This is a genomic window from Enterobacter sp. 296B2 (assembly GCF_034106185.1).
In the GTDB taxonomy this organism is placed as follows: domain Bacteria; phylum Pseudomonadota; class Gammaproteobacteria; order Enterobacterales; family Enterobacteriaceae; genus Enterobacter; species Enterobacter cloacae_N.
Genome location: NZ_JAWNCA010000001.1, coordinates 1 through 23,116 on the forward strand (window position 1 = coordinate 1; position 23,116 = coordinate 23,116).

At 54.5% G+C, this 23,116-nt stretch carries 20 protein-coding genes; 13 read left to right on the forward strand and 7 right to left on the reverse strand.

Annotation, left to right across the window (positions count from 1 at the left end; genetic code table 11):
* From URZ40_RS00005 to dsbG, 7 genes are all read left to right on the forward strand, one after another.
* Positions 1 to 1,297: HEPN domain-containing protein (locus URZ40_RS00005; RefSeq protein WP_320719513.1), on the forward strand; the 1,297-nt coding region annotated here is incomplete at its 5' end.
* Between the two features lie 697 nt (positions 1,298 to 1,994).
* On the forward strand, positions 1,995 to 2,414 hold the full coding sequence (locus tag URZ40_RS00010; protein WP_233003318.1) for a hypothetical protein: 420 nt from the start codon (positions 1,995 to 1,997) through the stop codon (positions 2,412 to 2,414).
* A gap of 5 nt (positions 2,415 to 2,419) precedes the next feature.
* On the forward strand, positions 2,420 to 2,980 hold the full coding sequence (locus tag URZ40_RS00015; RefSeq protein ID WP_320719656.1) for an RNA polymerase sigma factor: 561 nt from the start codon (positions 2,420 to 2,422) through the stop codon (positions 2,978 to 2,980).
* Between the two features lie 87 nt (positions 2,981 to 3,067).
* Positions 3,068 to 3,436 carry a hypothetical protein gene (locus URZ40_RS00020; protein ID WP_320719514.1) on the forward strand — a complete coding sequence of 123 codons (369 nt, stop codon included), beginning with the start codon at positions 3,068 to 3,070 and terminating at the stop codon, positions 3,434 to 3,436.
* Positions 3,437 to 3,484: 48 nt separating this feature from the next.
* On the forward strand, positions 3,485 to 5,509 hold the full coding sequence (locus URZ40_RS00025) for a protein-disulfide reductase DsbD domain-containing protein (RefSeq protein ID WP_320719515.1): 2,025 nt from the start codon (positions 3,485 to 3,487) through the stop codon (positions 5,507 to 5,509).
* A 7-nt stretch (positions 5,510 to 5,516) separates the two neighbouring features.
* A complete protein-coding gene (locus tag URZ40_RS00030; protein WP_320719516.1) occupies positions 5,517 to 6,128 on the forward strand; it encodes a DsbA family protein in 612 nt (203 codons plus the stop codon).
* 41 nt (positions 6,129 to 6,169) lie between these two features.
* Positions 6,170 to 6,928, forward strand: coding sequence for a thiol:disulfide interchange protein DsbG (gene dsbG, locus URZ40_RS00035; RefSeq protein ID WP_320719517.1), 759 nt, complete (start codon positions 6,170 to 6,172; stop codon positions 6,926 to 6,928).
* A gap of 41 nt (positions 6,929 to 6,969) precedes the next feature.
* On the opposite strand, the gene URZ40_RS00040 is transcribed toward dsbG, so the two are convergent.
* The 3 genes from URZ40_RS00040 to URZ40_RS00050 all read right to left on the reverse strand — a co-directional run bounded on the left by URZ40_RS00040 (position 6,970) and on the right by URZ40_RS00050 (position 10,173).
* On the reverse strand, positions 6,970 to 8,262 hold the full coding sequence (locus tag URZ40_RS00040) for a glycoside hydrolase family 10 protein (RefSeq protein ID WP_163329461.1): 1,293 nt from the start codon (positions 8,260 to 8,262) through the stop codon (positions 6,970 to 6,972).
* Positions 8,263 to 8,269: 7 nt separating this feature from the next.
* A complete protein-coding gene (locus tag URZ40_RS00045) occupies positions 8,270 to 8,557 on the reverse strand; it encodes a VF530 family protein (protein ID WP_320719518.1) in 288 nt (95 codons plus the stop codon).
* A 128-nt stretch (positions 8,558 to 8,685) separates the two neighbouring features.
* The gene (locus URZ40_RS00050) at positions 8,686 to 10,173 is read right to left on the reverse strand and encodes a UbiD family decarboxylase (protein ID WP_320719519.1); all 1,488 of its coding nucleotides are present in this window, start codon (positions 10,171 to 10,173) and stop codon (positions 8,686 to 8,688) included.
* Positions 10,174 to 10,286: 113 nt separating this feature from the next.
* Here URZ40_RS00050 and URZ40_RS00055 point away from each other — a divergent pair, with 113 nt between their 5' ends.
* Positions 10,287 to 11,171, forward strand: coding sequence for a LysR substrate-binding domain-containing protein (locus tag URZ40_RS00055; RefSeq protein ID WP_320719520.1), 885 nt, complete (start codon positions 10,287 to 10,289; stop codon positions 11,169 to 11,171).
* Here the strand turns inward: URZ40_RS00055 and URZ40_RS00060 are convergent.
* The gene (locus URZ40_RS00060; protein ID WP_320719521.1) at positions 11,162 to 12,073 is read right to left on the reverse strand and encodes a LysR family transcriptional regulator; all 912 of its coding nucleotides are present in this window, start codon (positions 12,071 to 12,073) and stop codon (positions 11,162 to 11,164) included. The two genes, URZ40_RS00055 and URZ40_RS00060, sit on opposite strands and share 10 nt — an antisense overlap.
* Position 12,074: 1 nt before the next feature.
* Positions 12,075 to 13,061: an MBL fold metallo-hydrolase gene (locus URZ40_RS00065; RefSeq protein WP_320719522.1), complete on the reverse strand. Its 987-nt coding sequence runs from the start codon at positions 13,059 to 13,061 to the stop codon at positions 12,075 to 12,077.
* Between the two features lie 251 nt (positions 13,062 to 13,312).
* Here URZ40_RS00065 and URZ40_RS00070 point away from each other — a divergent pair, with 251 nt between their 5' ends.
* The 3 genes from URZ40_RS00070 to URZ40_RS00080 all read left to right on the forward strand — a co-directional run bounded on the left by URZ40_RS00070 (position 13,313) and on the right by URZ40_RS00080 (position 17,231).
* Positions 13,313 to 14,323 (forward strand): LacI family DNA-binding transcriptional regulator, encoded by a 1,011-nt coding sequence (locus URZ40_RS00070; protein WP_320719523.1) that lies wholly within the window; start codon positions 13,313 to 13,315, stop codon positions 14,321 to 14,323.
* A 98-nt stretch (positions 14,324 to 14,421) separates the two neighbouring features.
* Positions 14,422 to 15,834: a glycoside-pentoside-hexuronide (GPH):cation symporter gene (locus tag URZ40_RS00075; protein ID WP_407065504.1), complete on the forward strand. Its 1,413-nt coding sequence runs from the start codon at positions 14,422 to 14,424 to the stop codon at positions 15,832 to 15,834.
* Between the two features lie 17 nt (positions 15,835 to 15,851).
* Positions 15,852 to 17,231, forward strand: a complete 1,380-nt coding sequence (locus URZ40_RS00080; RefSeq protein WP_320719524.1) for a NosD domain-containing protein — start codon at positions 15,852 to 15,854, stop codon at positions 17,229 to 17,231.
* Between the two features lie 137 nt (positions 17,232 to 17,368).
* On the opposite strand, the gene URZ40_RS00085 is transcribed toward URZ40_RS00080, so the two are convergent.
* Together URZ40_RS00085 and URZ40_RS00090 are read right to left on the reverse strand one after the other, a co-directional pair.
* On the reverse strand, positions 17,369 to 18,115 hold the full coding sequence (locus tag URZ40_RS00085) for a 5'-nucleotidase, lipoprotein e(P4) family (RefSeq protein WP_320719525.1): 747 nt from the start codon (positions 18,113 to 18,115) through the stop codon (positions 17,369 to 17,371).
* Positions 18,116 to 18,192: 77 nt separating this feature from the next.
* On the reverse strand, positions 18,193 to 18,720 hold the full coding sequence (locus tag URZ40_RS00090; RefSeq protein WP_080329141.1) for a GNAT family N-acetyltransferase: 528 nt from the start codon (positions 18,718 to 18,720) through the stop codon (positions 18,193 to 18,195).
* A gap of 132 nt (positions 18,721 to 18,852) precedes the next feature.
* Between URZ40_RS00090 and treZ the strand changes: the two genes are divergently transcribed.
* Together treZ and treY are read left to right on the forward strand one after the other, a co-directional pair.
* On the forward strand, positions 18,853 to 20,640 hold the full coding sequence (gene treZ, locus URZ40_RS00095) for a malto-oligosyltrehalose trehalohydrolase (RefSeq protein ID WP_320719526.1): 1,788 nt from the start codon (positions 18,853 to 18,855) through the stop codon (positions 20,638 to 20,640).
* Positions 20,637 to 23,105: a malto-oligosyltrehalose synthase gene (treY, locus tag URZ40_RS00100; RefSeq protein WP_320719527.1), complete on the forward strand. Its 2,469-nt coding sequence runs from the start codon at positions 20,637 to 20,639 to the stop codon at positions 23,103 to 23,105. The genes treZ and treY overlap by 4 nt, the downstream gene beginning before the upstream one ends.
* Positions 23,106 to 23,116: the final 11 nt, after the last annotated feature.

The following is a 23,116-nucleotide window of genomic DNA, read 5'->3' on the forward strand; positions in this document are numbered from 1 at the left end:
ATCTAGTATATATTACCTTCTTCAGAAAATTTTCTTCTATGATTTAAGTGATGGCGTAGTTAAAGACTCATCGTATCTAACTAATTATTTCGAGCTATTTGATTTAAGAAATAAAGAATTTGATGTTTATTTTAAGTGTTCAAATGCAACTGGTGATTTAGAAGGGGGGTTTGATATATTTTCAATTTCATATGTAACGGAGCCTCAACCAAAGTATGGACTTAAAGTAGAACGTAAGTTTTTCAAAAGTGAAGATGTGAAATATATTCTTTGTAGTAAGGTCCGAGCTTTAGATTATATGCATGCTGTTTTTCTTGCGAGAGCGAAATTAAGTAAAATATCAAATATATTTTCTTTTATGCACCATAAATCAAAATTTTGGTACTCGAATGATTGTTTAATTTATAATAAGAATAAAGAACATGTTAAATTGCTTAGTCTGCCAGCAAACATTATGTCCAAAACGGCTGATGTCGGTATTGATTATGCTAAAAAAAACCTTGGTGTTTTTTTGCGAGGATTTAGAATGAGTAACCACTCTTTTGAGCGATTTAACCAAAGCATTGAGCTCCATGCTTTGGCGTTAAAAACTGAGAGCTTAAGTGCTCAGTTGCTCAATTTATGGATATGTATTGAATCTCTCTTGGTTACTGGGAAAGGAAGCCATGTTGGTGAAGTTGAGAATTATCTCACTCATATAATATGTAACGATTATTTCGCATCAAAACTTGAAGATCTTGATTCCTATCTTCTTAATTGGAACAAGGATTTTTATGAGTCTCTGCTAGAGAGGGTTGACAAAACTGACAACGCTCATAACGTTAAATTAGCACAGTTATTATGCTTCAAAGAACATGAACCCCTTTTAAAGGAAATTGGGCAAGAGTTATCATTGGGCTCACCTTCGCCACTTTTGCTGAATAAGCTTTGGGAAGCGAGTAAATTGTTAAGGAGTGTTGGTCACATTAAAGAAATTCGTAAAAAAATAAAAGAAAAGATCAGGTTTGATATTAAACGAATCTATTTAATACGTAATGAAATTGTTCACCAAGGTGAGGTTAAAGCGCGTGATAATTTGGTGGAAATTGCACATTATTACCTTGATAGCATTTTAAACACTATTGTGGTGAAATCTTTTGAGAGAAGAAGGGAAATTAAGGATTTTTTGTATGAGCAAAAAATGATCAGTGAAGAATATGATCGTATCCTTGCAGGATTGAAAGATGATGAAGTAATTGATAAAGCTAATTACAAAAGAATTATATTTAGTCCGGATTATAACTTATATTTTAATTAACCCCGCGATGGGGGCTTGAAGTATTTTTATGGCTTTAAGGTTTATTATGATACATTAAACAAAACGCCTTAAAGCCTAGCTTGTACTCTGATAGAATTAAATGGTTTTACTTAAAGCATCCGTCGTAGTCAACGAGATTCTGAGTTCTCGCTTTCAATTTTTCTTGAGTTAATTTATGCATTTTTATACATGTCTAGTGGGTGCGGCGATAATGTTTGTTCGATTGCATTTTTAGTTGCAAATAGTTTGTGTCATTTTTATAACCTTGCAGTATCATTTTATCTTATTATTATTGATCATGATTGAGAAGCAAGAGTGCTCTGGTTTATGTCCTGACCGTCATTATATTTTTGCTTATTATCCCTGAGATCATTCTGCGTGTATGCACGTCCGAGCAACTTGGTCATATCAGCGACTTCACCAGTTTAGGTGGCTTGTTAAATCCACTATTGTCCTTGCTCATCTTCCTCGCTCTGGTGTCGATCATACTGGCCGCCATCGCTATCGCATTCGTTAAGCGAATTATTCGCAAAAAATGATGGTCTGAAGGTGACTCATAGCGAGTGCCAGCCCTAACCGCTATGAGTCCAGTTTCCGCAGCACAAAAAATTTTATATTCACCCCAGCAATATTTCCCTTCCTCATCCGTCTACCTCATCACAAGCCATAATCAGTTACGATAAACGAGGTAAACACCATGAGAGATTTTGAACTGCACGGCAGGGGTCACGGGCGCGGATTCGGTCGCCACCGTATGGGCAAGGGTTTAATCATCGGCGCGGTAATTTTCATCGTGCTCGGCCTGCTGGTGATGTCCCTGTGGAACGCCTTGCTCCCGGCGATCCTCGGCGTGAAGGCCATCGGATTCTGGCAGGCGCTGGGGATTCTGGTGCTGAGCCGCATTCTGTTTGGCGGGTTAGGTTTCCGCCCCGGGATGTTTGGCGCGCACCGCCGGATGCACGAGCGCTGGATGAACATGACGCCCGAGCAGCGTGAGGCGTTTATTCAGCAGCGCCGCGAAGGCTTTGGTCGCCACGGTCGTGGTCACTGCGGCTGGCATGGCCATCGTGACGATAAGCGCGATGACGCCGCGCCAAAAGCGCCGGAAACCGAGTGAGCGAAATGAAAGCCGGGGAGACGGGCGGATCCATGCTGATGTCGGCGCTCAACGCCTGCCGCGCCCGGCTGAAAGCCTTCATTCGCGGACGAACGTCCGTTCGCGATGATGCCGACGACATTTTGCAGGAAGTGACCTTTCAGCTGATGAAAGTGGAGCAGCCGGTCGAAAACGTCGCGGCCTGGCTGTTCCGCGCGGCGCGTAACGAGATGACCGACCGGGCGCGTAAAAAGCGCGAGGTGTCGCTCTCCGGCTATTTTACTGGCGAAGACGAAGAGGGTTTCCCCGAAGACGAGCTGGCCGAAACCCTGTTCGGCGTACCGCAAACGCCAGAGGAGGAGTATCTCAAAACGCTGCTGTGGGAAGAGCTGGGGCAGGCGCTGTCTGAACTGCCGCCGCCGCAGCGCGAGGTGTTTGAAAAGACCGAGCTGCACGGCTACAGCATTAAAATGCTGGCAGAGGAGACGGGGGCCACAGAGCAGGCGCTGTTATCCCGCAAGCACAAGGCGGTGCTGTTTCTGCGTACGCGGCTGCGGGATATCTACGACGCGCTGACGGGTGAATAGCGGCGACAGACAAAACCTTACACTCCGGGCACTTGTAGATTCATCACTATCGTTTATGATCGGGGCGTCCTGTTACTCTGGAATATTATGCGCAACCGTCAGCTCCTCGGAAAATGGCTTTTGATTATCACCTGTCTCGCGATGGCGCTTTGCCTCGTGCAGCGTGCGGTGATGCTCAACCATTTTTTACAGGGACTGGATCCGCAGATTTCACTGAGTGCAGATGCCCCATCGCAAAGCAGCACCGAGCAGTCCGGGCCATCGCCCTGCCAGTTAGGCGCCCAGTCGCTTCTTTGTGCCCAGCCGCTGTTCTTTGACGGCGCGCTGCCGGCCATCATTATCTTCTTCGCGCTGTTACAGCTGCTGACGCAAGGGCGGGCCTTTGCTCCCGCGGAACAGCCCGTTCAGGCACCGCCTCCCCGAATACACCTTAAAAACTGCGTTTTCCGTGAATGAAAATCATCGTCACCACACGATAATTTTTCACTGTTCACGGAGTAATACATGGTTAACCTCTTCAGGGGATTCGTCTTCCTGTGGCTGTCCTGCATCGGCATTGCCCATGCGGCAGACACCGGCTGGCTTGTCTCCCCACAAAACGATCACGCCCGCATCCGCTTTCAGGCGGAGAGGGAACAAACGCACGTAAAAGGCCTGCTCACCGTTGAGCTAAAACCCGGCTGGAAAACCTACTGGCGATCGCCGGGAGAGGGCGGCGTCGCGCCAAAAATCAGCTGGCCGGAAGGCGTAACGGACAGCTGGTCCTGGCCGGTTCCATCGCGCTTCGATATCTCCGGCATGACGACGCAGGGGTATCACGATAAGGTCACGATTCCGATCGTTCTCGACGGAGTGAAGGGCGACACACTCGACGGAACGCTCACACTCTCGACGTGCAGTAACGTCTGCCTGCTGACGGACTACCCGCTGCATCTCGATTTTACCCAGCCGGTGGATGAGGGCTTCCGTAGCGAGTTCGAGCAAGCAATGCGCACTGTTCCGGGCACGTCTGGCGTATCCGCAGATCTTTCCGCCTGGCTCTCTGGCGACAAGCTGGTGATTACCGGCACCACGGACGGGAAGTGGGTCAATCCAGGGATCTATTTTGACCCGCTGGAGGGAGACATTCTTCCCGGCGAGCCGGTTATTAAGCACGACGGCAATACGCTTCGGGTGGCGGTACCCGTGACCGACGAATGGGGCGATAAACCCGCCTCGCTGGAAGGCAAGAGGCTGTCGTTTGTGCTGACTAATGGCGGTAACGCGCAGCAAACTACCATGACCGTTGGGGCAACCCCCGCAGAGCCTTCCGCGCCTGAAGGGATGGGTAAAATGGTGCTCTTTGCCCTGCTGGGCGGACTGATCCTGAACCTGATGCCCTGCGTGCTGCCGGTCATGGGCATGAAGCTTAACAGCATCCTGCAGGCAGGATCGGACAGGCGCGCCATCAGGCTGCGCTTTCTGGCCACCAGCGCCGGGATCCTTACCTCCTTTATGCTGCTGGCCGCGATGGTGACCGCGCTGAAGCTGGCCGGGGCATCGCTGGGGTGGGGCATTCAGTTCCAGAACCCGTGGTTTATCGGCCTGATGGTCGCCGTCACCTTCCTGTTTGCGCTGAACCTGTTTGGGGCGTTTGAAATGCTGCTGCCTTCCTCTGCGGCAGGACGGCTGGCGACGGCAGGGGGAGCGGGGATCGGCGGCAGCTTCTGCGAAGGGATGTTCGCCACGCTGCTGGCGACGCCGTGCTCCGCACCGTTTCTCGGTACGGCGGTTGCCTTTGCCCTTGGCGCGCCGCTGCACTCCCTGTGGCTCATCTTTCTGATGCTCGGCGTGGGCATGAGCCTGCCGTGGCTGTTTGTCGCCCTGGTGCCGAAAACGGCCATGCTGCTGCCAAAACCCGGCCGCTGGATGAACACGCTCAAAACGATCCTGGGCCTGATGATGCTGGCCTCCAGCCTCTGGCTGGTCACGCTGCTGAGCCTGCATCTGGGCGAGGCGGTCAGCCAGATCGTGATGCTGGTGCTGATCGCTATCGCGCTGGCGCTGTTCGCGAAGAAGGGGCAAACCTCTTCGCCGTTGTTCTGGTTCGTGGTTATCGCGCTGTCGGTGTTCGGCGGGTATCAGCTGCGCGGGTTGCTTAACTCACCGTCTGACGCCGTGGCGCGGAATGACTCTCAGACTATCCCGTGGCAGCCGCTCAGCGAGGAGGCCATCCAGCTGGCGCTGGCGCAGGGGAAACGGGTGTTTGTGGATATCTCCGCGGACTGGTGCGTGACCTGCAAAGTTAACGAGCATCGGGTACTGACCCAGCCGGACGTTATTGCCGCGCTGAGGCAGCCGGACGTGGTGGCCCTGCGCGGAGACTGGAGCCAGCCCTCCGCGCTAATCGCGGATTTTCTGGCGAAGCGAAACCGCTACGCCATTCCCTTTAATGAGGTGTATGGCCCCGGCACGCCTGAGGGGGAGATCCTCTCCCCGCTGCTGGATAAGCGCACCCTGGTCACCACCCTGAACAACGCAAAAGGCTAACTGTGTCATGAAAAAATTCCTTATAACGCTTCTGCTCCTGCTGGCCCCGCTTCAGGTGTTCGCTGCCCAGCCGCTGACGCCGGACCAGGAGCAGCGCGCGCAGAAAATGATCGCTGATTTCCTGTTTAACGATCCGAACTCACCGCGTATCGGCGCGAAAAATCCAAAGCTCACCCTGGTGGTGTTTACCGACTACAACTGCCCGTACTGTAAGAAATTCGATCCGTACCTGGAGAAGATCGTCGAAAAACACCCGGATGTTGCGGTGGTCTTTAAGTTTTTACCTTTCCGCTCGGAAAGTTCATTGACCGCCGCCCGTGACGCGTTAACCGTCTGGCGCGCGCATCCCGAGCAGTTTATGAAATTTAACCATACCCTGATGGCAAAAAAGGGATACCACGATGACGCCAGCATTCAGGAGGCGCAAAAACGGGCCGGGGTGAGCGTCACCGCGCCGGATGATGAAAGTATGGTGTCGATCAAACGCAGCCTGATCGTCGCAGAAAAAATGGGAATTCAGGGCACGCCCGCCACGCTTATCGGCGAAGGGCTGCTGCCCGGCTGGGTTCCATTTGAACAGTTCGACGAAATGGTCAGTGACACTCTGAAAAACCGCTAACCTGAAGGGGGCGGAATGCCCCCGACAAACCGGAGAGGGAAATGAAAAAATTATTGTTACTTTCGGCGCTGGTGACCTCAGGGCTGACCCAGGCCGCTGATACCATACCGGATGTGGTGACGCAGTTCAGCGAGCAGCAGCAGATTAAAATCATTAAGAAACTTGATGCTCCCGGCGGCGCACCGGTCTGGCTGGGGCAATATCAGGACATGGGCGTGACGATCTTTTTAACGCCGGACGGCAAGCACGTCATTTCGGGCTATCTGTACGATGACAAAGGAAAAAACCTCAGCGAGGGCTATTTCCAGAAAGAGATCTACGCTCCGATGGGACGCGAGATGTGGAAGAACCTGAACGCGGCGCATCCCCTGAAGGAAGGGGCAGATAACGCCCCGCGTAAGGTCTTCGTCTTCGCCGATCCGTTCTGCCCGTACTGCAAGCAGTTCTGGGCCGAAGCGCAGCCGTGGGTGAAGGCGGGCAAGGTTCAGCTCAACACGCTGCTGGTGGCGTTTCTCAACCCTAACAGCGGGCGCAACGCCTCTGCGATCCTGAATGCGAAAGATCCGGTCTCCGCCTGGCGTGAATACGAGCTTTCTGGTGGGAAAAAATTGCCCAGGCCAGAAGGGGACGCTTCCCGTGAAACGGTAGAGATCCTGCAGAAGCACCAGACGCTGATGGACAGCCTGGGCGCTAACGCCACGCCGGCCATTTACTATCTGAATGCAGACAATGAGCTACAGCAGGTGGTCGGAATGCCGGACGCGCAGCAGCTTGAGGCGATGTTCGGGCCGAAGCCGTAAAAAAATCAGGCAGAAACGCCCCGTTTCTGCCTGATGGTTACTTAGCTTCCCCAGCGCCCTTTCAGATAGTTCACCGCCTGCTGCGTCTGCGGCTGGTTCAGGTAATCTTCCCGGAACAGGATGGTGCCGTTGACGTTGGGCAGCGAATCGTTGAGATCGAGCTGCTTTTTCAGCTCCGGCACGCCGCCCTGAACCGTCCAGTCCGGCTCATTTTTCGAGGGCTCGCCCACCTTGTAGAACGCAATGCCGATATACAGGCGCGTGTGGGTCGGCTTCACCACGTCGGCCCACCATTTGGTCAGGACGTCGTAGCGCGCGGCGTCCCGGGAGAAGGGCCAGTAAATCTGCGGCGCGATGTAGTCGAGCAAGCCCTGTTGAACCCACTGACGCGTATCTGCGTAGGATTCATCATAAGCCGCGGCGCCGCGGGTGTCCGAGCCTGCCGGGTCAAAGGAGCGGTTACGCCACACGCCCGCCGGGCTGACGCCAAACTCAACGTCGGGCTTCGTCTGTTTAATCGCGCGGGACACCTGCACGATCAGCTGCTGCGTGTTGTGTCTTCGCCAGTCGGCCTTTGAGGCAAATCCCTGGCCGTACTGTCGCCAGGTCTGCGCGTCGTTGAGCGCGGATCCCGGCGATTCGGCATAGAAATAATCATCAAACTGCACGCCGTCTACCGGGTAGTTCGCCACCACTTCGGTCACCACTTTGGTTATCCAGTCGCGCACTTCGGGAATGCCTGGGTCGAGAACAAAACGATCGCCGGAGACGCGCACCCATTCCGGATGCTGCACATAGACGCTGGACGGAGAGAGAGATGAGGTTCGGTTCAGCGCGGCGATGGTTGACGGCTTCGTGTTGGTCGACACGCGGTATGGGTTAAACCAGGCATGGACCTTCATGCCGCGCTTGTGCGCTTCATCCAGCATAAACTGCAGCGGGTCGTATCCCGGGTACTCGCCGATGTTGCCCGTCAGCATATCCGACCACGGTAAAATTTTTGATGACCAGAGCGCGGTGCTGTCCGGCTTCACCTGGAAAAATACCGTGTTAATCCCGAGGTGCTTAAGATTGTCGAGCTTGCTGGTGAGCGCCTGCTTTTGCATGGCGATGCGCTGGTCGGCGCTGCGGCCATTCACCGAGGCCACCGGTGGCCAGTCGAGACGCGAGACGGTCGCCAGCCAGATCCCGCGCATCGGCGCGTTGGCCTGCGGTGTCGGTTTGCTCGCGGTGGGGAGAGGGGTAACCAGTGATTTGGGTGGTTTTGAGGAGCAGCTTACAAGTAAAAGTGCGCAGGCAGCCAGCGCACCGATCCGTTTTACGTGTCGCGTCATTTGCGTATTAGCTCTTGATAATCCGACTGTTAGCCCAGGGATTAAAGGTGGGCACCGCCTGTTCTGTGCTTTCCTCATCGTTGAGGGAGTCCAGATACAGGGCTTCAACTTCCGCCCGCGCCCATGGGGTGCGGCGCAGAAATTTCAGGCTCGATTTAATGCTGGGATCCCTTCTGAAACAGTTAATTTTGATGCGGTCACCCAACTCGCTCCAGCCATATTTCGCCACAAGGGCGTTGACCATCATCTCCAGCGTTACGCCATGTAAAGGATCTTTGGAAATGTGTGCAGTCATAGGTGTCGAAGGTCTCAGTTTTAGTGGGGGTGGGTTTACCGGTGAAAGGGTACAAGAAAGCAGGGGAAGCGGCAATTTTAGCGTGAGATTCTTCACCCCTGAGGGGTGAAGAAAAGAGAAATGTCCGTTTACTTTTTGTCTTTAAACAGCTCCGGCGCCCACGGACGCGGATCCACCTCCATAAACGGTGCGCGCTCGAAGCGGTCCTTCAGCGCCCACGGCACCGTGCAGTCGAAGATGGTCTTGCAGGAGATGCCGTTTCCGCGAATCGAGGTGCTGTACTCCGGCGACTGGGACGGATCCAGCTGGTGGCCGCGGATCCCCGGAATATTGGTAATGCTGACATCGCCCTGCATGCGGGTAGTCATCGCCCACAGGATGTCGTCGCTGTCGAAAATATCCACGTCTTCGTCGACAAGAATGATGTTCTTCAATTCCGAATAGGTGGCTAAGGCGATAAGCGCCGCCTGGCCCTGACGTCCTTCGTCCGACGGCTGGCGTTTTTTCACCTGCAGTATGCCGAGGAACTTGCCGCCGCCTGCGGTATGCGCATAGACGTTTTGCAGGAAGCCAGGAATCGCCTCCTCAACGGCATTGCGGATGCTGGCCTCCGTCGGCAAACCGGCCAGCGTGGTATGTTCCTCCCCCGGGCCCACCAGCGTTTGCAGGATCGCGTGGTTTCGCATGGTCACCGCTTTCACTTTGATCACGGGCAGGGAGGGGTTCGCCTCGCCGCAGTAGCCCGGGAACTCCGGCATCGCGTGGCCGGTGTTGGTGTGCTGATCTTCTCTTACGCGCACGCCCGGGAGCAGTTCACCCTCGATGATAATCTCCGCCCGCGCTATCGCTTTCTCTTTTACCGCCACGCCCTGTACCAACTCGACCGGCTGCTGGCGCAGCGCCCCGGCGACGCCCAGCTCGTTGTAGCCAAACGGGGTGGTAGGGGCCTCAAAGCACGCGCCGATATAGATGGCCGGGTCGAGCCCCATGTTGATGGTCACCGGCAGCGGTTTTCCGGCCTCTTCCGCCTTTTTGCGGAAGACTTCGATATGCCGGCCGGCGGCAAGGAACATAGAAAGCTCGTCGCGCTCCTGGACGCAGAGGCGGTGAATGGTGACATCCGTCAGCGAGCTATCTTCAGGATCGCTTGCCAGCACCAGCCCCAGGCAGAAGAACGGGCCTGCATCAATCGGCGTATTGGTCGGTGCCGGAAGGAGCTTACGCAGGTCGAAGTCAGGATCGTCAGCGTAGAAAACCTGCTCCTGACACGGCGCCTGCGAGGCGGGGACGACAACGGGGGCGACCGGCTTTTTCACCGCCTGGCCGACGTGTTTTGCCAGCTCAGAGGGCTCGCAGCCCAAGAGCAGCGCCGCGCGCTCGCGGCTGGCGTGCATGCCCACCAGAATGCGGGAGCCCGGATAGCCCTTCACGCTGTTGAACATCATGGCCGGGCCAATGCGCGTCGGACGTTTTACCGTACCGCCCGCGCCGATATGACGGTACACACCCGCCAGCTCCGCGTTGGGATCGACCGGATAATCGGTTTCAAGATAGTGCCCTTCGTGGCGCTGAAGCAGGGCGATGGCGCTGCGGAGATCGTTGATCGGGTTTTCCATATTTTCCTCCCTCGTTTGAATACCTCCATTTTTATGGCAATGACCAATAGCATCAATTGCATCATTATTGTTAAATTGATAAGTGAATTCATATCAATATAAGGAGGCGTTCCGTGCAGTTTCGTCAGATGCGCAATTTCATCGTCGTTGCCGAAGAGCTCCACATGCATCGGGCCGCCGAGCGTCTGAACATGGCGCAGCCGGCGTTAAGCCAGCAGATAAAGGCGCTGGAAGAACGTTTAGGCGTTACGCTCTTTAGCCGGGCGAACCGCCGCTTAACCCTGACGCCTGCGGGCGAAGCGTTTCTGGTGAAAGCCAGGCTCGCCATCTCCCTGACCGAGCAGGCGGTTCTGGACGCCAGACAAACGGCACGAGGTGAGCAGGGGGTGTTAAACCTGGGGTGCGTATCGAGCGCGATGTTTGACGGCAGGTTGCCCACTGCGCTGCGCCAGATGCACACGCGCTGGCCGGCCATTACCATGTCGCTGGTGACGGGAAACGTGCAGACGCTCTACGCTGCTGTGCAGAGTAACCAGCTGGATGTGGCCATTATCCGGGCACCGCTGCCGTCGCTGCCTGACGATCTGCAAAGCCGCCCGTTCGCGTCAGAGAAAACGGTCCTGGCGCTTTATCGTCAGCATCCGCTGGCGGGATCGTCCGCGCTGACTCTTTCGTCGGTGAAAGATGAAAAATGGATCTCCCTGCGCGACCCGGAGGGAATGGGGCTGGAACAGTATTTTTTTGACGCCTGTAGCGGCGCGGGCTTTCAGCCGGACGTGGTACAAAACGCGACTGACGTGCCCACGGTGATAAGCCTTGTCTCGGCCGGATTTGGCCTGGCGCTGTTGCCGACGTCGGCAAAGGCGGTGAGCGTCGAGAATGTGGTTTACGTGGACATCCTGGACCGGCTCCGGGAAAGCGAGCTGACGCTGGTTTGCCACCGGATTATTCGCTCAGAAGTGCTTAAAAAGTTTCTGGTTACCCTCGATCACACCTGACGCCCGGCCGCCTCCAGCAGCTGCTCGCGCAGCCAGACGCTCGCCGGATCCCGGCTGTTTTTCGGGTGCCAGTACATGTAAATGGTAATCGGCTGGAGCGGCAGCGGCGGGGGAAAAATATCCAGCGTGCTGGCGAACTGTCGCAGCATCCGTTCCGGTAAGGTGCAAACGAGGTCGGTACCGGCGACAAGCGCAGGCGCCATTGCGTAGCTCTGGGTGGACATCGCGACGTGCCGCTGATGGCCCAGCCCGGCCAGGGTTTGATCGACAAAGCCGGTAAACGGATCCCCGGCCGACGACACTACCAGATGGGAAAGCGCGCAGTAGCTTTCCAGGTCTAACGCACCGGTCCCGCGCGGATGGCCTTTGCGCTGGGCGGTGGCAAACGCGTCGTCGAGCAGTTTGCGCCTTACCCAGCCGTCATGGGCACCCGCGCTCACGCCGATATAGATATCGACATCACCTTTTTCCAGCTGCTGTGGCAGGGCAGCCATCTCCGGCAGGGCGAAGCGCAGGCGGATGCCGGGAGCATCGGCTACCACCTGGTTAAGCAGCCCGGTGCCCAGCATCAGCGCCGGGTTTTCATGCAGCGCGATGACAAAGGTCCGGGTGCTGGTCTTCGCATCAAACGCGGCGGGGGCAAACATCGCGCTAATGCCGCGCAAAACAATCTCTACCTGCGGCTTCAGCGCTTCCGCTCTCGGCGTGGGTAACACCCCGCGTCCATGCGGAGAAGGAATAAATAGCGGTTCGCCAAAGAGCGCGCGCAGACGCGCCAGGCGAGCGGACAGCGCGGGCTGGCTGATGCCCAGCCGCGCGGCCGCGTGGGTGATGTTCCTGTCCTGAAGCAGAGCGTCCAGCGTCAGGAGCAGGTCTATGTCCATCTCAGAAACGGGCGCCATCTTATTTCGCGCTGCTGGCGTCCCGGTTGGTATAGGTGACAGGTACCCAGGCATAGCCGCCTTTCTCTCCTTTCGTCACATACCCGATGCCCGGGAAAGGCAGATGGGGCGCGGCAACCAGGTCTCTGTTTTTCACAAACTCTGCGAACGCATGCTCGCGCACGCGGGCTGCGCCGTCCTGATCCTGATCGTAGGCAATAGTAACCTCAGGCTGCGGGAACTGGACCGCCGCAACGTGAATAACGTCACCGATGAAGGTGATCTTCTCGCCTTTACTTTCAAGCGTGTAGAAGGCCGAACCCGGCGTGTGTCCGGGGTGAACCGTGCCGGTAAGCCCCGGAAGAATCTCAGAGGTTCCGCTAAACGGCACCACTTTGCCGGCGTCAAGATAGGGCTTTAAGGTTTTCTGCGCGACGTCAAAGTAGTTCTGGCCGTAGCCGGTTTTTTTCTGATTCTCATCGTTAAAGAAAAAGTCGACGTCCGGTTTGCCGACGTAAACGCGCGCGTTGCTGAACACCACCTTGCCGTCTTTCACCAGGCCGCCCGCATGGTCGGAATGGGCGTGGGTCAGCAGGACTTCAGTGATGTCCTCGGGTTTGATTCCCTGAGTGGCGAGGCTCTCAATCAGACGTCCGCCGTTACCGGAGCCAAAGAGCTGACCGGAGCCGGTATCGACCAGGATTTTGTGTCCGGGCATCGCAATCAGAAAGGCATTGATGGACACTTCCGCCGGGTTGGTCTGGAAATTTTTCGCGAGCAGTGCGTCAGTTTTTTGCTCTGTGGTCCGGCGCAGCAGCTTGTGCAGATCCTGCGCGACGGTCCCGTCGGTAAACGAGGTCACCACAACGTCGCCGACCTGCACGCTGTAACCGCCTGCCGATTGTTTAACGACGTGCTGCGGCGTCTCCGCCGAGGCCTGCAGCGCAGGGTAAAAAAGCATTGAACTTGAAATCAGCGTGGAAAGAGCAAGTTTTTTCACGGTAAGCATACGAGTCTCCTTTGAAAGTGCTCATCTTACTGCTCCGTAAAAGTATAAGAACCTGCCCGGAAATGATAGGACCTATAAACGGAATGGATAGGTACAGTGGGAAAGGGCGGCTAACGTTTCGCAACGCTAAGGGAAAAATGAGAGCGTGAACTGGAATTCATGTAACGAAACAACATGTGAACTGGCTTACATTTTAGACCTCTATCACACTTTATAGTGACGTCACAGTTTAAAGGGTACATTTCATCATTATGGCTTCCATTAAAGACGTCGCAAAAAAAGCTGGAGTATCAACAGCTACCGTATCGCGAGTGCTGAACAATCATCCAAGCGTGGTGCCCGAAACGCGTCGGGCAGTACGTGATGCGATGGATTACCTGTGTTATGTACCCCATAAAAGCGCGATTCAACTGAGTGGTAAATGCTCAGGTCTTATAGCCGTCGTGCTGCCGAATCTGGTCAATCCACATTTCTGCGAACTGTTGACGACGTTTGAGGAAGAAGCGCGATACATTGGCAAAACGGTGATCGTTAAAACGCACCAGAACCAGGCGCAGCAGGATAAACAGATCGTTCATACCCTGATCGGAATGGGAATTGACAGCCTGCTGTGGGTTCCGACGGAAGCGGAAGCTGAGATTGCTCAGTGGCTTACCGCAACACACATTCCGGTAGCCGTGGTGACACAGGTTTCCCGTTTTTTTAACTCGGTGTCGATTGATCAGAGCAAAGGCGCGGAAAAGATTGCGGATCATTTTATCCAGACCGGACATACCGCACTAGGTTTTATTGCACAGGAGGGCGTAGACAATCGAAAAGTATCAGCCTGGAGTAAAAAAATCACCGGCCACGGAATAGCGCTTAATCCCCAGAACCAATTCTGGATAGCAAAAGGTGAGGGTGAAAAAATATCAGGCCATATCAGTATTCTTGACGATATTATAGAAAAGCTAGCCAGCCGAAAAACGGTATGCACGGGCCTGATGATCTATAACGATGTAGCTGCTAGCTATATTATTGACGGGTTGAATGCTAAGGGGTTATGCATTCCACAGGACATTGCTATCATCAGTTTCGATAATACGCTACTGGCGCAGACTAAGAAAATTACCAGTATCACACAGCCGATAAATGAAATTGCGCATCTGGCATTTCAGATGGTCAATAATCAAAACAAACAGGAAAGCATCGAAATGATTGAAATCGACTCTCGCCTGATTATCCGTGATAGCAGCATCACCCTTAATATTACTACGCTTTAAGTATTTATTTATTACACGCAATTGGAAGAGGGTAATGTTTCCCTGACTTCTCAGGGTAGACCTTGCTTTGTATTTACTATCAACCTTTAAGGATATATATGACAGCCGCAGATAAACACAGCGCTTATGAAAAATTGAGTCTGAAAGAAAAAATCGGCTACGGTATGGGCGATTCTGGGTCATGTATGATCTGGAGCGTGCTGGCGCTATATCTGACCTGGTTTTATACCGACGTGTATGGCCTTGATGCCGGTATTGTTGGGACCCTTTTTCTGGTAATCCGTATTTTTGACGCCTTCAGCGACCCCGTCATGGGCGCAATTTGCGATCGTACACAAACCCGCTGGGGTAAGTTCCGGCCGTGGCTGCTGTGGATGGCTGTACCGTTTGGGCTGGGCGCAGTTTTGATGTTTACCACTCCAGACCTGAGCATGAATGGGAAGATCATTTATGCATGGGTTACCTATCTTGTTATGTCTCTGATTTATACAGCAATAAACATCCCTTACTGCTCGGTTGCTGGTGTTATTACGCTTAATCAAAAAGAGCGTCTGGGCTGTCTCTCATGGCGCTTCTTCCTTAATGGTCTCGCCACGCTGATTGTTTCCTCCTCCATTTTGCCGTTAACCGATTGGCTGGGAGACGGTAATCGGGCATCTGGCTTTCAATTGACCATGATGATCATGGGGGGAGCCGCCACATTAATGTTCTTGTTCTGTTTCTCCAGTATCAAAGAGCGCGTGGTCTCAATTAAGACCAATGACTCCTTAAGAAAGGATCTTAACGACATCATTAAAAATGACCAATGGCTGCTGATGATCACCATTACCTTCCTGAACGTTTTTCCAGCATTTATTCGGGGGGCGGTAACCATCTATTATGCTACCTATGTGATGCAAGCATCTGTAGGATTTATCACCTTCTTTATGGCTCTCGGCGTGGCCTGCAACATGCTAGGTAGCGTCATTGCTAAACCGCTGACCGATCGTTTGGATAAAGTTAAACTCTTTCGGATTATAAATATTATTCTCGGCATACTTTCGTTTGCCCTGTGGTTTGTCGATCCGCATTCACTGACTCCGCTACTGACGCTGTTTATCGTCATTAATATTCTGCACTTAATTCAGTCTGGGCCGATTTTATGGGCAATGATGTCCGATGTCGACGATTACGGTGACTGGAAGTTTGGTAAACGTCTGACCGGTATTTCTTTTGCCGGGAATCTTTTCATGCTGAAAATGGGTCTGGCTGTCGCCGGAGCTATTGTCGCATGGATATTGTCCTGGACCGGTTATGTTGCGAATCAGACTCAACAAAATCCACAGACTATCCAGGGGATTATTATGATGTTTTCGTTATTACCGATGGTGAGCTATTTCTTTAGCGCGTGGATAGTGCGCTATTTCAAACTGAATAATATATTCCTCGAGAAAATCAAAGTTGAGCTCGCTAAACGTGAATTGGAAAAAAACCACTTACGCGTTGCAACAAACCAGCTGTATGTTAATTGACCAGAAGGATTTTACACATGTCCAGTAACAATTATTACGATGTCACAGAGTGGAATACAGGTAATCCATATAATGACATTGGTGAAGTGATTAATAGCATTATCGCAGACATTAAGAGTCGGCAGACAAATACCAATGTAAATGAAGGCGGTAAACCCGGTGCGGTGATTTATATTCCACCCGGCGATTATCATCTTCTTACACAGGTTGTAATTGATATTAGTTATCTAAAAATCATGGGGTCCGGGCATGGTTTTACGTCTTCCAGTATTCGCTTTAATACCCCAGAAACTGATTGGTCAAACTGGCATGAATTATGGCCCGGTGGCAGCCGTGTCCTGGTGGATTTATCACCCGAAGAGGGAGACGAGGAATCTACTGGAGCCGCATTCTATATTGCGCGCAGTGGCGACCCGCGGATAAGCTCGGTTGAGTTTGCTGATTTTTGCATCGACGGACTGCACTTTGTTGATGACGGTTCTGGAAGCAATGACCCGGAGAATAGCTACCTTAACGGCAAGACCGGCATTTACATAGCGAGCGCACAAGACTCCTTCCGCATCAGCGGTATGGGTCTGGTTTATCTTGAGCACGGCGTGACGATTTATAATGCTGATGCCCTGGCTATCCATAACAACTTTATCGCGGAATGTGGTAATTGCATTGAGTTGCGTGGTTCCGGTCAGGCGTCAAAAATCACTGATAACCTGATTGGTGCGGGCTACAGAGGCTACTCTATTTACGCTGAAAACTTCGGCGGCCTTTTAATTACCGCCAACAATATATTTCCGCGCGGAAAAAGCAGCGTGCATTTCTCCGGGGTGGTTCGTTCTTCAATCAGCAGCAACCGATTCCATTCGTTTTATCCAGGCATGCTGGTCATTGAAGAAGGCAGCGCTGAAAACCTGGTATCGTCAAACCATTTCTTCCGCGAGCGAGAACCCTGGGGGCCGATGCAGAGCTACAATAACGGGTTAGATGATTTATATGGCCTGCTTTATATCAGTGGTGATAATAATTCCGTCATTGCCAACCATATTTCCGAGGCCATTGATACGCAATATATAACCCCATCTGGCGCGACGCCGGTCATTATTCGGGTGGCTGCGGGTAAAGGAAATTATATTTCTGATAATTATATTGTTGCCACAACCGAAACCAATGTTGAAGAGGCTGTGGCAGCCGCCAGCGCGTGTTTCTCTACCCAGGTGAGTGCGTTACTGGCGACCGATGGCCTTGACACGCTGACGGTGACAACCGTCCAGATTGAAACGGCATCGGTACAAAATACCGTGCTGGATTCAGGCACTGACGCTCAGGTAATGATGGATAAAACCGCGAATGCCTTCAGAGCGACCCCCTCGCCTGGGTTAACGGTGGAGGGCATTAATGCATGATTTGGCTGGATGTTGATGAATATTTAGCATCCCACAAAATGTGAGTATCGCCCGGCGGCGCTACGCTTGCACGGGCCTACACTTAGTAGGTAGGCTGGGTAAGCGCAGCGCTACCCGGCAAAATTCCAGGCCTGCGCTTATGGTTTCCAGTTGTCCAGGGAAGCTTTCGACCAGGAGCCATAAGCGGCATTAGGCAGCACAATCCAGTCATTACCGAAGTGTTCCGCGCTGGCCTCAACCAGCTCGCGCTGCTGCTCGCTCGGCTTTTTGTTTTTAAACTGCACGGCGAAATCCGGCAGGCTGTCGCCAAACAGCATCACGATCTGCTGCTTTTTGAGGATGCTCTGGCGACGCTCTTCCTTGCTGACCGTATCCAGAAGCACGCTTTCATCGGACACCTGCGGAAGTCCCAGGGCTGTTAACGTTCTGAGCGTATCGGCTTTATTTTCCTGCATGCGGTCCGAGACGTAATAGATACGGACCTTGCTTTGATTCACATGGTCAAGAAATGCCTTCGCTCCCGGAATTAAGCCGGGTTTTCCCTGCTTCTCCCAGTCGCTCCAGGTATCCCATTTCGTATAGTCGTGACACTGCCCCATGTCGCGCACCAGCAGGGGGGTGTTATCCAGCACCGTTTCATCCAGGTCCATTACTACGGCGTAATTTTCAGGCGTTTTCAGATCCTTTAACTTCTCGTTAAAACGCTCGGTGGCAAACCGATACGTCTGCAGCTGAAGGGCCATAATCTCTGCCGATTTCTGCTGATAGCGCAGCGCCATTTCGTACGCTTTGGGTTCACACAACTCGCGCCCGGCGGCCGTCGCCGCTGCCGCTGCACTCATAACAGGTAATACCAGCAGTAATGCCTTAGCCATTGAATTCACACTTCTTTCCTCAACACCGTGGTTAAAATCCCGAAAGCGTAATGAAGTTCAATGACAGAAATATGAAGGCTGCATCGCTACACCAGCATGTAATACCAGAACAGGGCGACTTCGTCTTTTTCCGGCAAGGCGTTGTAGAGATAACGATCGTATCCGCCCAGGGTAAACCCGTAGTGACGGTAAAACAGACAGGCAGAGACGTTCACATTTTGTGTTTCAAGCCGTAATCCCGGCGCGTTTACGCTCCGGGCCCAGACGTGCGCGGCGGCCATCAGCTTTTGCGCGGCGCCGGTTCGGCGTTTCGTGCGCTCCACGGCGATGTAATCCACTGAGATAAATTTATTCCAGCCGATCGAAGCGGTAATAAATCCGGCTATTTCACCGTCATCCGTTTCAGCAACAAGAAAGATGGCATCCGGATTAACGCAGTGGTTTTCAAGGGTTTGGATGTCGAGCTCGTAGGTTTTTATCCAGGGCTCGGCAACGGCTTCGATATGCAAATCACCGTGGATAAAAGGCTCTCTGGCGATGCGGCTAATGGTGAAAGAAAAGTCACAGCATTCAAGGCGTGGGAGATCGGTATTTAATCCTTTTCGAATCTGCATAGTATTCCCGGTAGTGAGTTATTTCATAAAGAATAGACGAAGCGGTTAAATCCGCTGAGCTAACGGACTTTTAATCCTGAACTAAGCTTGTACTTCGTTCCGCGTAAAATGTGGGTCATTCGAGGACAATGAATGGAATTCAGGACATTTCAAAAGCAGTGGGGTGCTGAGTTTATTTCCGATGACGTTGTACGTTTTCGCGTCTGGGCAGAAGGACAGAAAGAACTTACGCTACGTCTGGCCGCCATCGACGTGCCGATGACGGCGGTGGGGCACGGCTGGTTCCAGGCAGACGTTCATGGCGTCACGCACGGTGCAGAGTATCAGTTTGTACTGCAGGACGGCATGGCGGTACCCGACCCGGCGTCGCGCGCGCAAAAGGGCGACGTTAGCGGCCCCTCCGTCGTTATCGATCCCCGACGCTATCAGCCGGTTAACCGGGACTGGGCAGGGCGGCCCTGGGAAGAGACGGTTATCTACGAGCTGCACATCGGCACCTTTACCCCGGAGGGCACCTTCTGGGCGGCCATCGACAAGCTGCCTTATCTGGCAGAGCTGGGTATCACCCAGCTTGAAGTTATGCCCGTCTCCCAGTTTGGCGGATCCCGCGGCTGGGGCTACGACGGCGTGCTGCTGTATGCCCCGCACGCTGCCTACGGCACGCCGGAGGATTTCCACGCGTTTATCGATGCCGCGCACGGGCTGGGGCTTTCCGTGGTGCTGGATATCGTGCTCAACCACTTCGGCCCGGAGGGGAACTATCTGCCTCTGCTGTCGCCCGCGTTTTTCGATACGAAGCGGATGACGCCCTGGGGCAACGGCATCGCTTACGAGCGCGAGCCGGTGAGGCATTACATTACCGATGCGCCGCTCTACTGGCTGACGGAATACCGTCTGGACGGCCTGCGCTTTGATGCCATCGACCAGATTAAAGACAGCGCGGAGACGCACATTCTTGAGGAGATTGCCGCGAAGATCCGCGAGGCGCTCCCGCACCGTCACGTTCACCTGACCACGGAAGACAGCCGCAACGTGATTTTCCTGCATCCGCGCGATGAACAGGGCAACACGCCGCTGTTCACCGCCGAGTGGAATGATGACTTCCACAACGCTGCCCACGTGTTTGCTACCGGCGAAACGCACGCCTACTACCAGGATTTTGCCTTTGAGCCGGAGAAAAAGTTCGCTCGTGCGCTGGCGGAAGGGTTTGTCTACCAGGGTGAGATTTCGCTGCAAACCGGGGAATCTCGCGGGGTGGAGTGCAGCACGCAGCCGCCGCAGTTCTTCGTCGATTTTATTCAGAACCACGATCAGACCGGGAATCGCGCCCAGGGCGAGCGGCTTATCACCCTCGCGGGGGCCGATAAGACGCGGGTGCTGCTTGCCGCGCTGCTGCTTTCTCCCCATATCCCGCTGCTGTTTATGGGCGAAGAGTTCGGTGAAACGCACCCGTTCCTGTTCTTCACCGATTTTCACGGCGAACTGGCAAAAGCGGTGCGGGAAGGGCGCGCGAAAGAGTTCACCGGCCACGCCGGGCACGATGAAACCGTCCCGGATCCGAACGACGTGAACACCTTCGTTCGATCAAAGCTAGACTGGCATAAGATTGCCACCGACGAAGGTAAAACGTGGCTGCGCTTCACGCGCCACCTGCTGACGCTGCGCCATCGCCATATCGTTCCGCTTCTGCGTCATGGCGGCACCGTTCAGGGCAAGGTAATCAAGACCGTGCCCGGCATGGTGGTGGTGAGCTGGCACTTCCCGTCCGGGACGCTCTATCTGGCGCTGAATATCGGCCCTAAGCCTGTCGATCTGCCTGTGCTTTCAGGGGAGACGCGCTTTGCCTGGCCGGAGGTAACGGACGTTTTGCCGCCGAACAGTATTGTCGTTCGCTTTGCTGATGGAGACGCATCGTTATGATCCCTTCCGCCACGTACCGTATCCAGTTCCGCAACGGCATGACGTTTGACCGCGCTGTCGAACTGGTGCCGTATCTGAAAGACCTCGGCATCAGCCACCTCTACGCCTCGCCCGTATTTACCGCCACAACGGGTTCCACTCACGGCTATGACGTGACCAACCCGAATGAAATTGATCCCGCGATCGGCGGTCGGGAAGGCTTTGACCGCATGGCCGCGGCGCTCAGGCAGGCCGGCATGGGGCTGATTTTGGATATTGTCCCAAACCATATGTCCACCTCGCTGGAGAACACCTGGTGGCGGGACGTGATTGAATACGGCCAGCAGAGCCGCTATTTCCGCTATTTCGATATCGACGCGTCGCGACCACTGACGCTGCCGTTTCTCGGCGACACCTTTGAGGCGGAGCTGGAGAAGGGGGCTATCACGCTAGAACGTGACACTGTCACTAACAAAGCTTCTCTGGTCTATTACGACACCGCGTACCCGCTCAACCCGGGCACCTACAGCGAGGAGAAAAGCATTGCCGAACTGCACGACGCGCAAAGCTGGCGGCTGATGTCCTGGCGGGAAGCGCCGAAGCAGCTCTCGTGGCGGCGCTTCTTCGAGATCACCGGTCTGGTGGGCGTTCGGGTTGAAGACGAACAGGTGTTCGACGATACGCACCGGCTGATCCTTGAGCTGGTTCACGCGGGCGTCGTAGACGGCCTGCGCATTGACCATATTGACGGCCTGGCCGATCCGCAGGGTTATTTGCAGAAGCTGCGGCAGGCAGCCGGACCCGACTGTTACATCACGGTCGAGAAAATTCTCGCGAAGGGAGAGCAGCTGCCCACCGATTGGCCGGTTTCCGGAACCACCGGGTACGAGTTTATCGCCTCGCTGGCGGAGGTGCTGGTCGACGACGATAACCTCTCGCGTCTGGAGACCATCCACGACGAGACGCTGGGAATGACGGTCGATCGCCATGCGGAACTGCGCGATGCCAAGGGCCTGATGACCGATCGTAATTTTGAGGGCGAGTTCACCACGTTGCTAAACCTTGCGGACGATCTGGCCCGCCGTAATGAGGTAGCGCTGCCGCGCGAGGAAATCCGTCACGCGCTGCGCGAGTTGCTTATTGCGTTTCCGGTGTACCGCACCTATGGCACTCGCGAGGGGTTAACCCCGCCGGACGTGGCGCTGCTTAGCCGCGTGGTCGCCGGCGTAAATACGTCCGAGGCGGCCCTGAGTCTGATTGTGCGCATTCTTACCGGCGACCTGCCGGAAGATTGCCGCGAGTCCGCCGCGCTTTTCAGAACACGCTTCCAGCAGCTGACCGGGCCGCTGATGGCGAAGTCGGTGGAAGACACGCTGTTTTTCCGCCTTAACCTTGAGCTTGCGCTCAATGAAGTGGGCGCTGACCCGACGCCGCGCGCGTTTTCACTATCCCGCTTTCATCAGGAGATGCGCATTCGTCTGGCCCGTCAGCCGGACGCGCTGCTGGGCACTTCCACGCACGATACCAAGCGCGGAGAAGACGCCCGGGCGCGTCTCTACACCCTGACGGAGGCGCCGGAACGCTGGGGAGAAAATCTCGCCCGCTGGCGGCAGATTAACCAGACCCGGGTGCGTTTTCTTAATGACGGCACCGCGCCGAACGCCGCAGATACGTGGATGATCTACCAGGCGCTGGCGGGCGTCTGGCCCGCCACGCTGTCGCCGGACGACGCTGAAGGGCTTGCATCACTGGAGACGCGCTTCCTCGGCTTCCTTGAGAAAGCGCTTCGCGAGGCGAAGCAGCGCACCGACTGGATCGACAGCAACGAGAGCTACGAGAGCGTGGTGTTGAGCTACGCGCGGCACCTGTTGTCCTCGGATAACAGCCTGTTCCTGCACGATTTCAGCGAGGCGATGCAGCCCTTTATCCGCGCCGGGCTGATAAACAGCCTCAGCCAGACGCTGATCAAGCTGACAGCTCCCGGCGTGCCGGATATCTATCAGGGCAGCGAGGCGCTTAACTTTAGCCTGGTCGACCCGGATAACCGACGGGAGCCGGACTTCCCGGCCCTGGTGCAAAACCTCAGCGCGGCGGATGCCACGGTGTTTGACAACCCGGCCTGCTGGCGTGACGGGCGCGTTAAACAGTTCGTTACCGCCACGCTGTTACGACTTCGACCGCATTACGACGCGCTTTTCCGCTACGGCGACTGGCTGCCGCTCAAGGTTTCCGGCGAGCGCGAGGAAAACCTGATTGTCTATGCGCGGGTTAAGGACGACGAGGCGCTGATCGTTGCCGTGCCGCGTCTGGTTTTTGGCGTCACCGATAATCATCAGCTGTGGGTCAATACCACGGTAGCGATACCCGACGAACTGGCCGGGAAGCGCTATCGGGATCTGTTCAGCGGTGAGAGCCGCATTCTGCAAGAGACGCTGGATTTAACGTCAGAAAAGGGATGTGTACTGGTTCTGCTTACCTGCGAATAATCGTGGAGAAC

What these genes read in the sequence shown, in the direction of transcription:
- URZ40_RS00020 (WP_320719514.1), top strand. Translation starts at nt 3,068, where the DNA reads ATGCGCAACCGTCAGCTCCTCGGAAAATGGCTTTTGATTATCACCTGT.
- URZ40_RS00080 (WP_320719524.1), top strand. Translation starts at nt 15,852, where the DNA reads ATGTCCAGTAACAATTATTACGATGTCACAGAGTGGAATACAGGTAAT.
- treY (WP_320719527.1), top strand. Translation starts at nt 20,637, where the DNA reads ATGATCCCTTCCGCCACGTACCGTATCCAGTTCCGCAACGGCATGACG.
- URZ40_RS00010 (WP_233003318.1), top strand. Translation starts at nt 1,995, where the DNA reads ATGAGAGATTTTGAACTGCACGGCAGGGGTCACGGGCGCGGATTCGGT.
- URZ40_RS00060 (WP_320719521.1), bottom strand. Translation starts at nt 12,073, where the DNA reads ATGGCGCCCGTTTCTGAGATGGACATAGACCTGCTCCTGACGCTGGAC.
- URZ40_RS00040 (WP_163329461.1), bottom strand. Translation starts at nt 8,262, where the DNA reads ATGACGCGACACGTAAAACGGATCGGTGCGCTGGCTGCCTGCGCACTT.
- URZ40_RS00045 (WP_320719518.1), bottom strand. Translation starts at nt 8,557, where the DNA reads ATGACTGCACACATTTCCAAAGATCCTTTACATGGCGTAACGCTGGAG.
- treZ (WP_320719526.1), top strand. Translation starts at nt 18,853, where the DNA reads ATGGAATTCAGGACATTTCAAAAGCAGTGGGGTGCTGAGTTTATTTCC.
- URZ40_RS00065 (WP_320719522.1), bottom strand. Translation starts at nt 13,061, where the DNA reads ATGCTTACCGTGAAAAAACTTGCTCTTTCCACGCTGATTTCAAGTTCA.
- URZ40_RS00030 (WP_320719516.1), top strand. Translation starts at nt 5,517, where the DNA reads ATGAAAAAATTCCTTATAACGCTTCTGCTCCTGCTGGCCCCGCTTCAG.
- dsbG (WP_320719517.1), top strand. Translation starts at nt 6,170, where the DNA reads ATGAAAAAATTATTGTTACTTTCGGCGCTGGTGACCTCAGGGCTGACC.
- URZ40_RS00050 (WP_320719519.1), bottom strand. Translation starts at nt 10,173, where the DNA reads ATGGAAAACCCGATCAACGATCTCCGCAGCGCCATCGCCCTGCTTCAG.
- URZ40_RS00015 (WP_320719656.1), top strand. Translation starts at nt 2,420, where the DNA reads ATGAAAGCCGGGGAGACGGGCGGATCCATGCTGATGTCGGCGCTCAAC.
- URZ40_RS00075 (WP_407065504.1), top strand. Translation starts at nt 14,422, where the DNA reads ATGACAGCCGCAGATAAACACAGCGCTTATGAAAAATTGAGTCTGAAA.
- URZ40_RS00070 (WP_320719523.1), top strand. Translation starts at nt 13,313, where the DNA reads ATGGCTTCCATTAAAGACGTCGCAAAAAAAGCTGGAGTATCAACAGCT.
- URZ40_RS00025 (WP_320719515.1), top strand. Translation starts at nt 3,485, where the DNA reads ATGGTTAACCTCTTCAGGGGATTCGTCTTCCTGTGGCTGTCCTGCATC.
- URZ40_RS00090 (WP_080329141.1), bottom strand. Translation starts at nt 18,720, where the DNA reads ATGCAGATTCGAAAAGGATTAAATACCGATCTCCCACGCCTTGAATGC.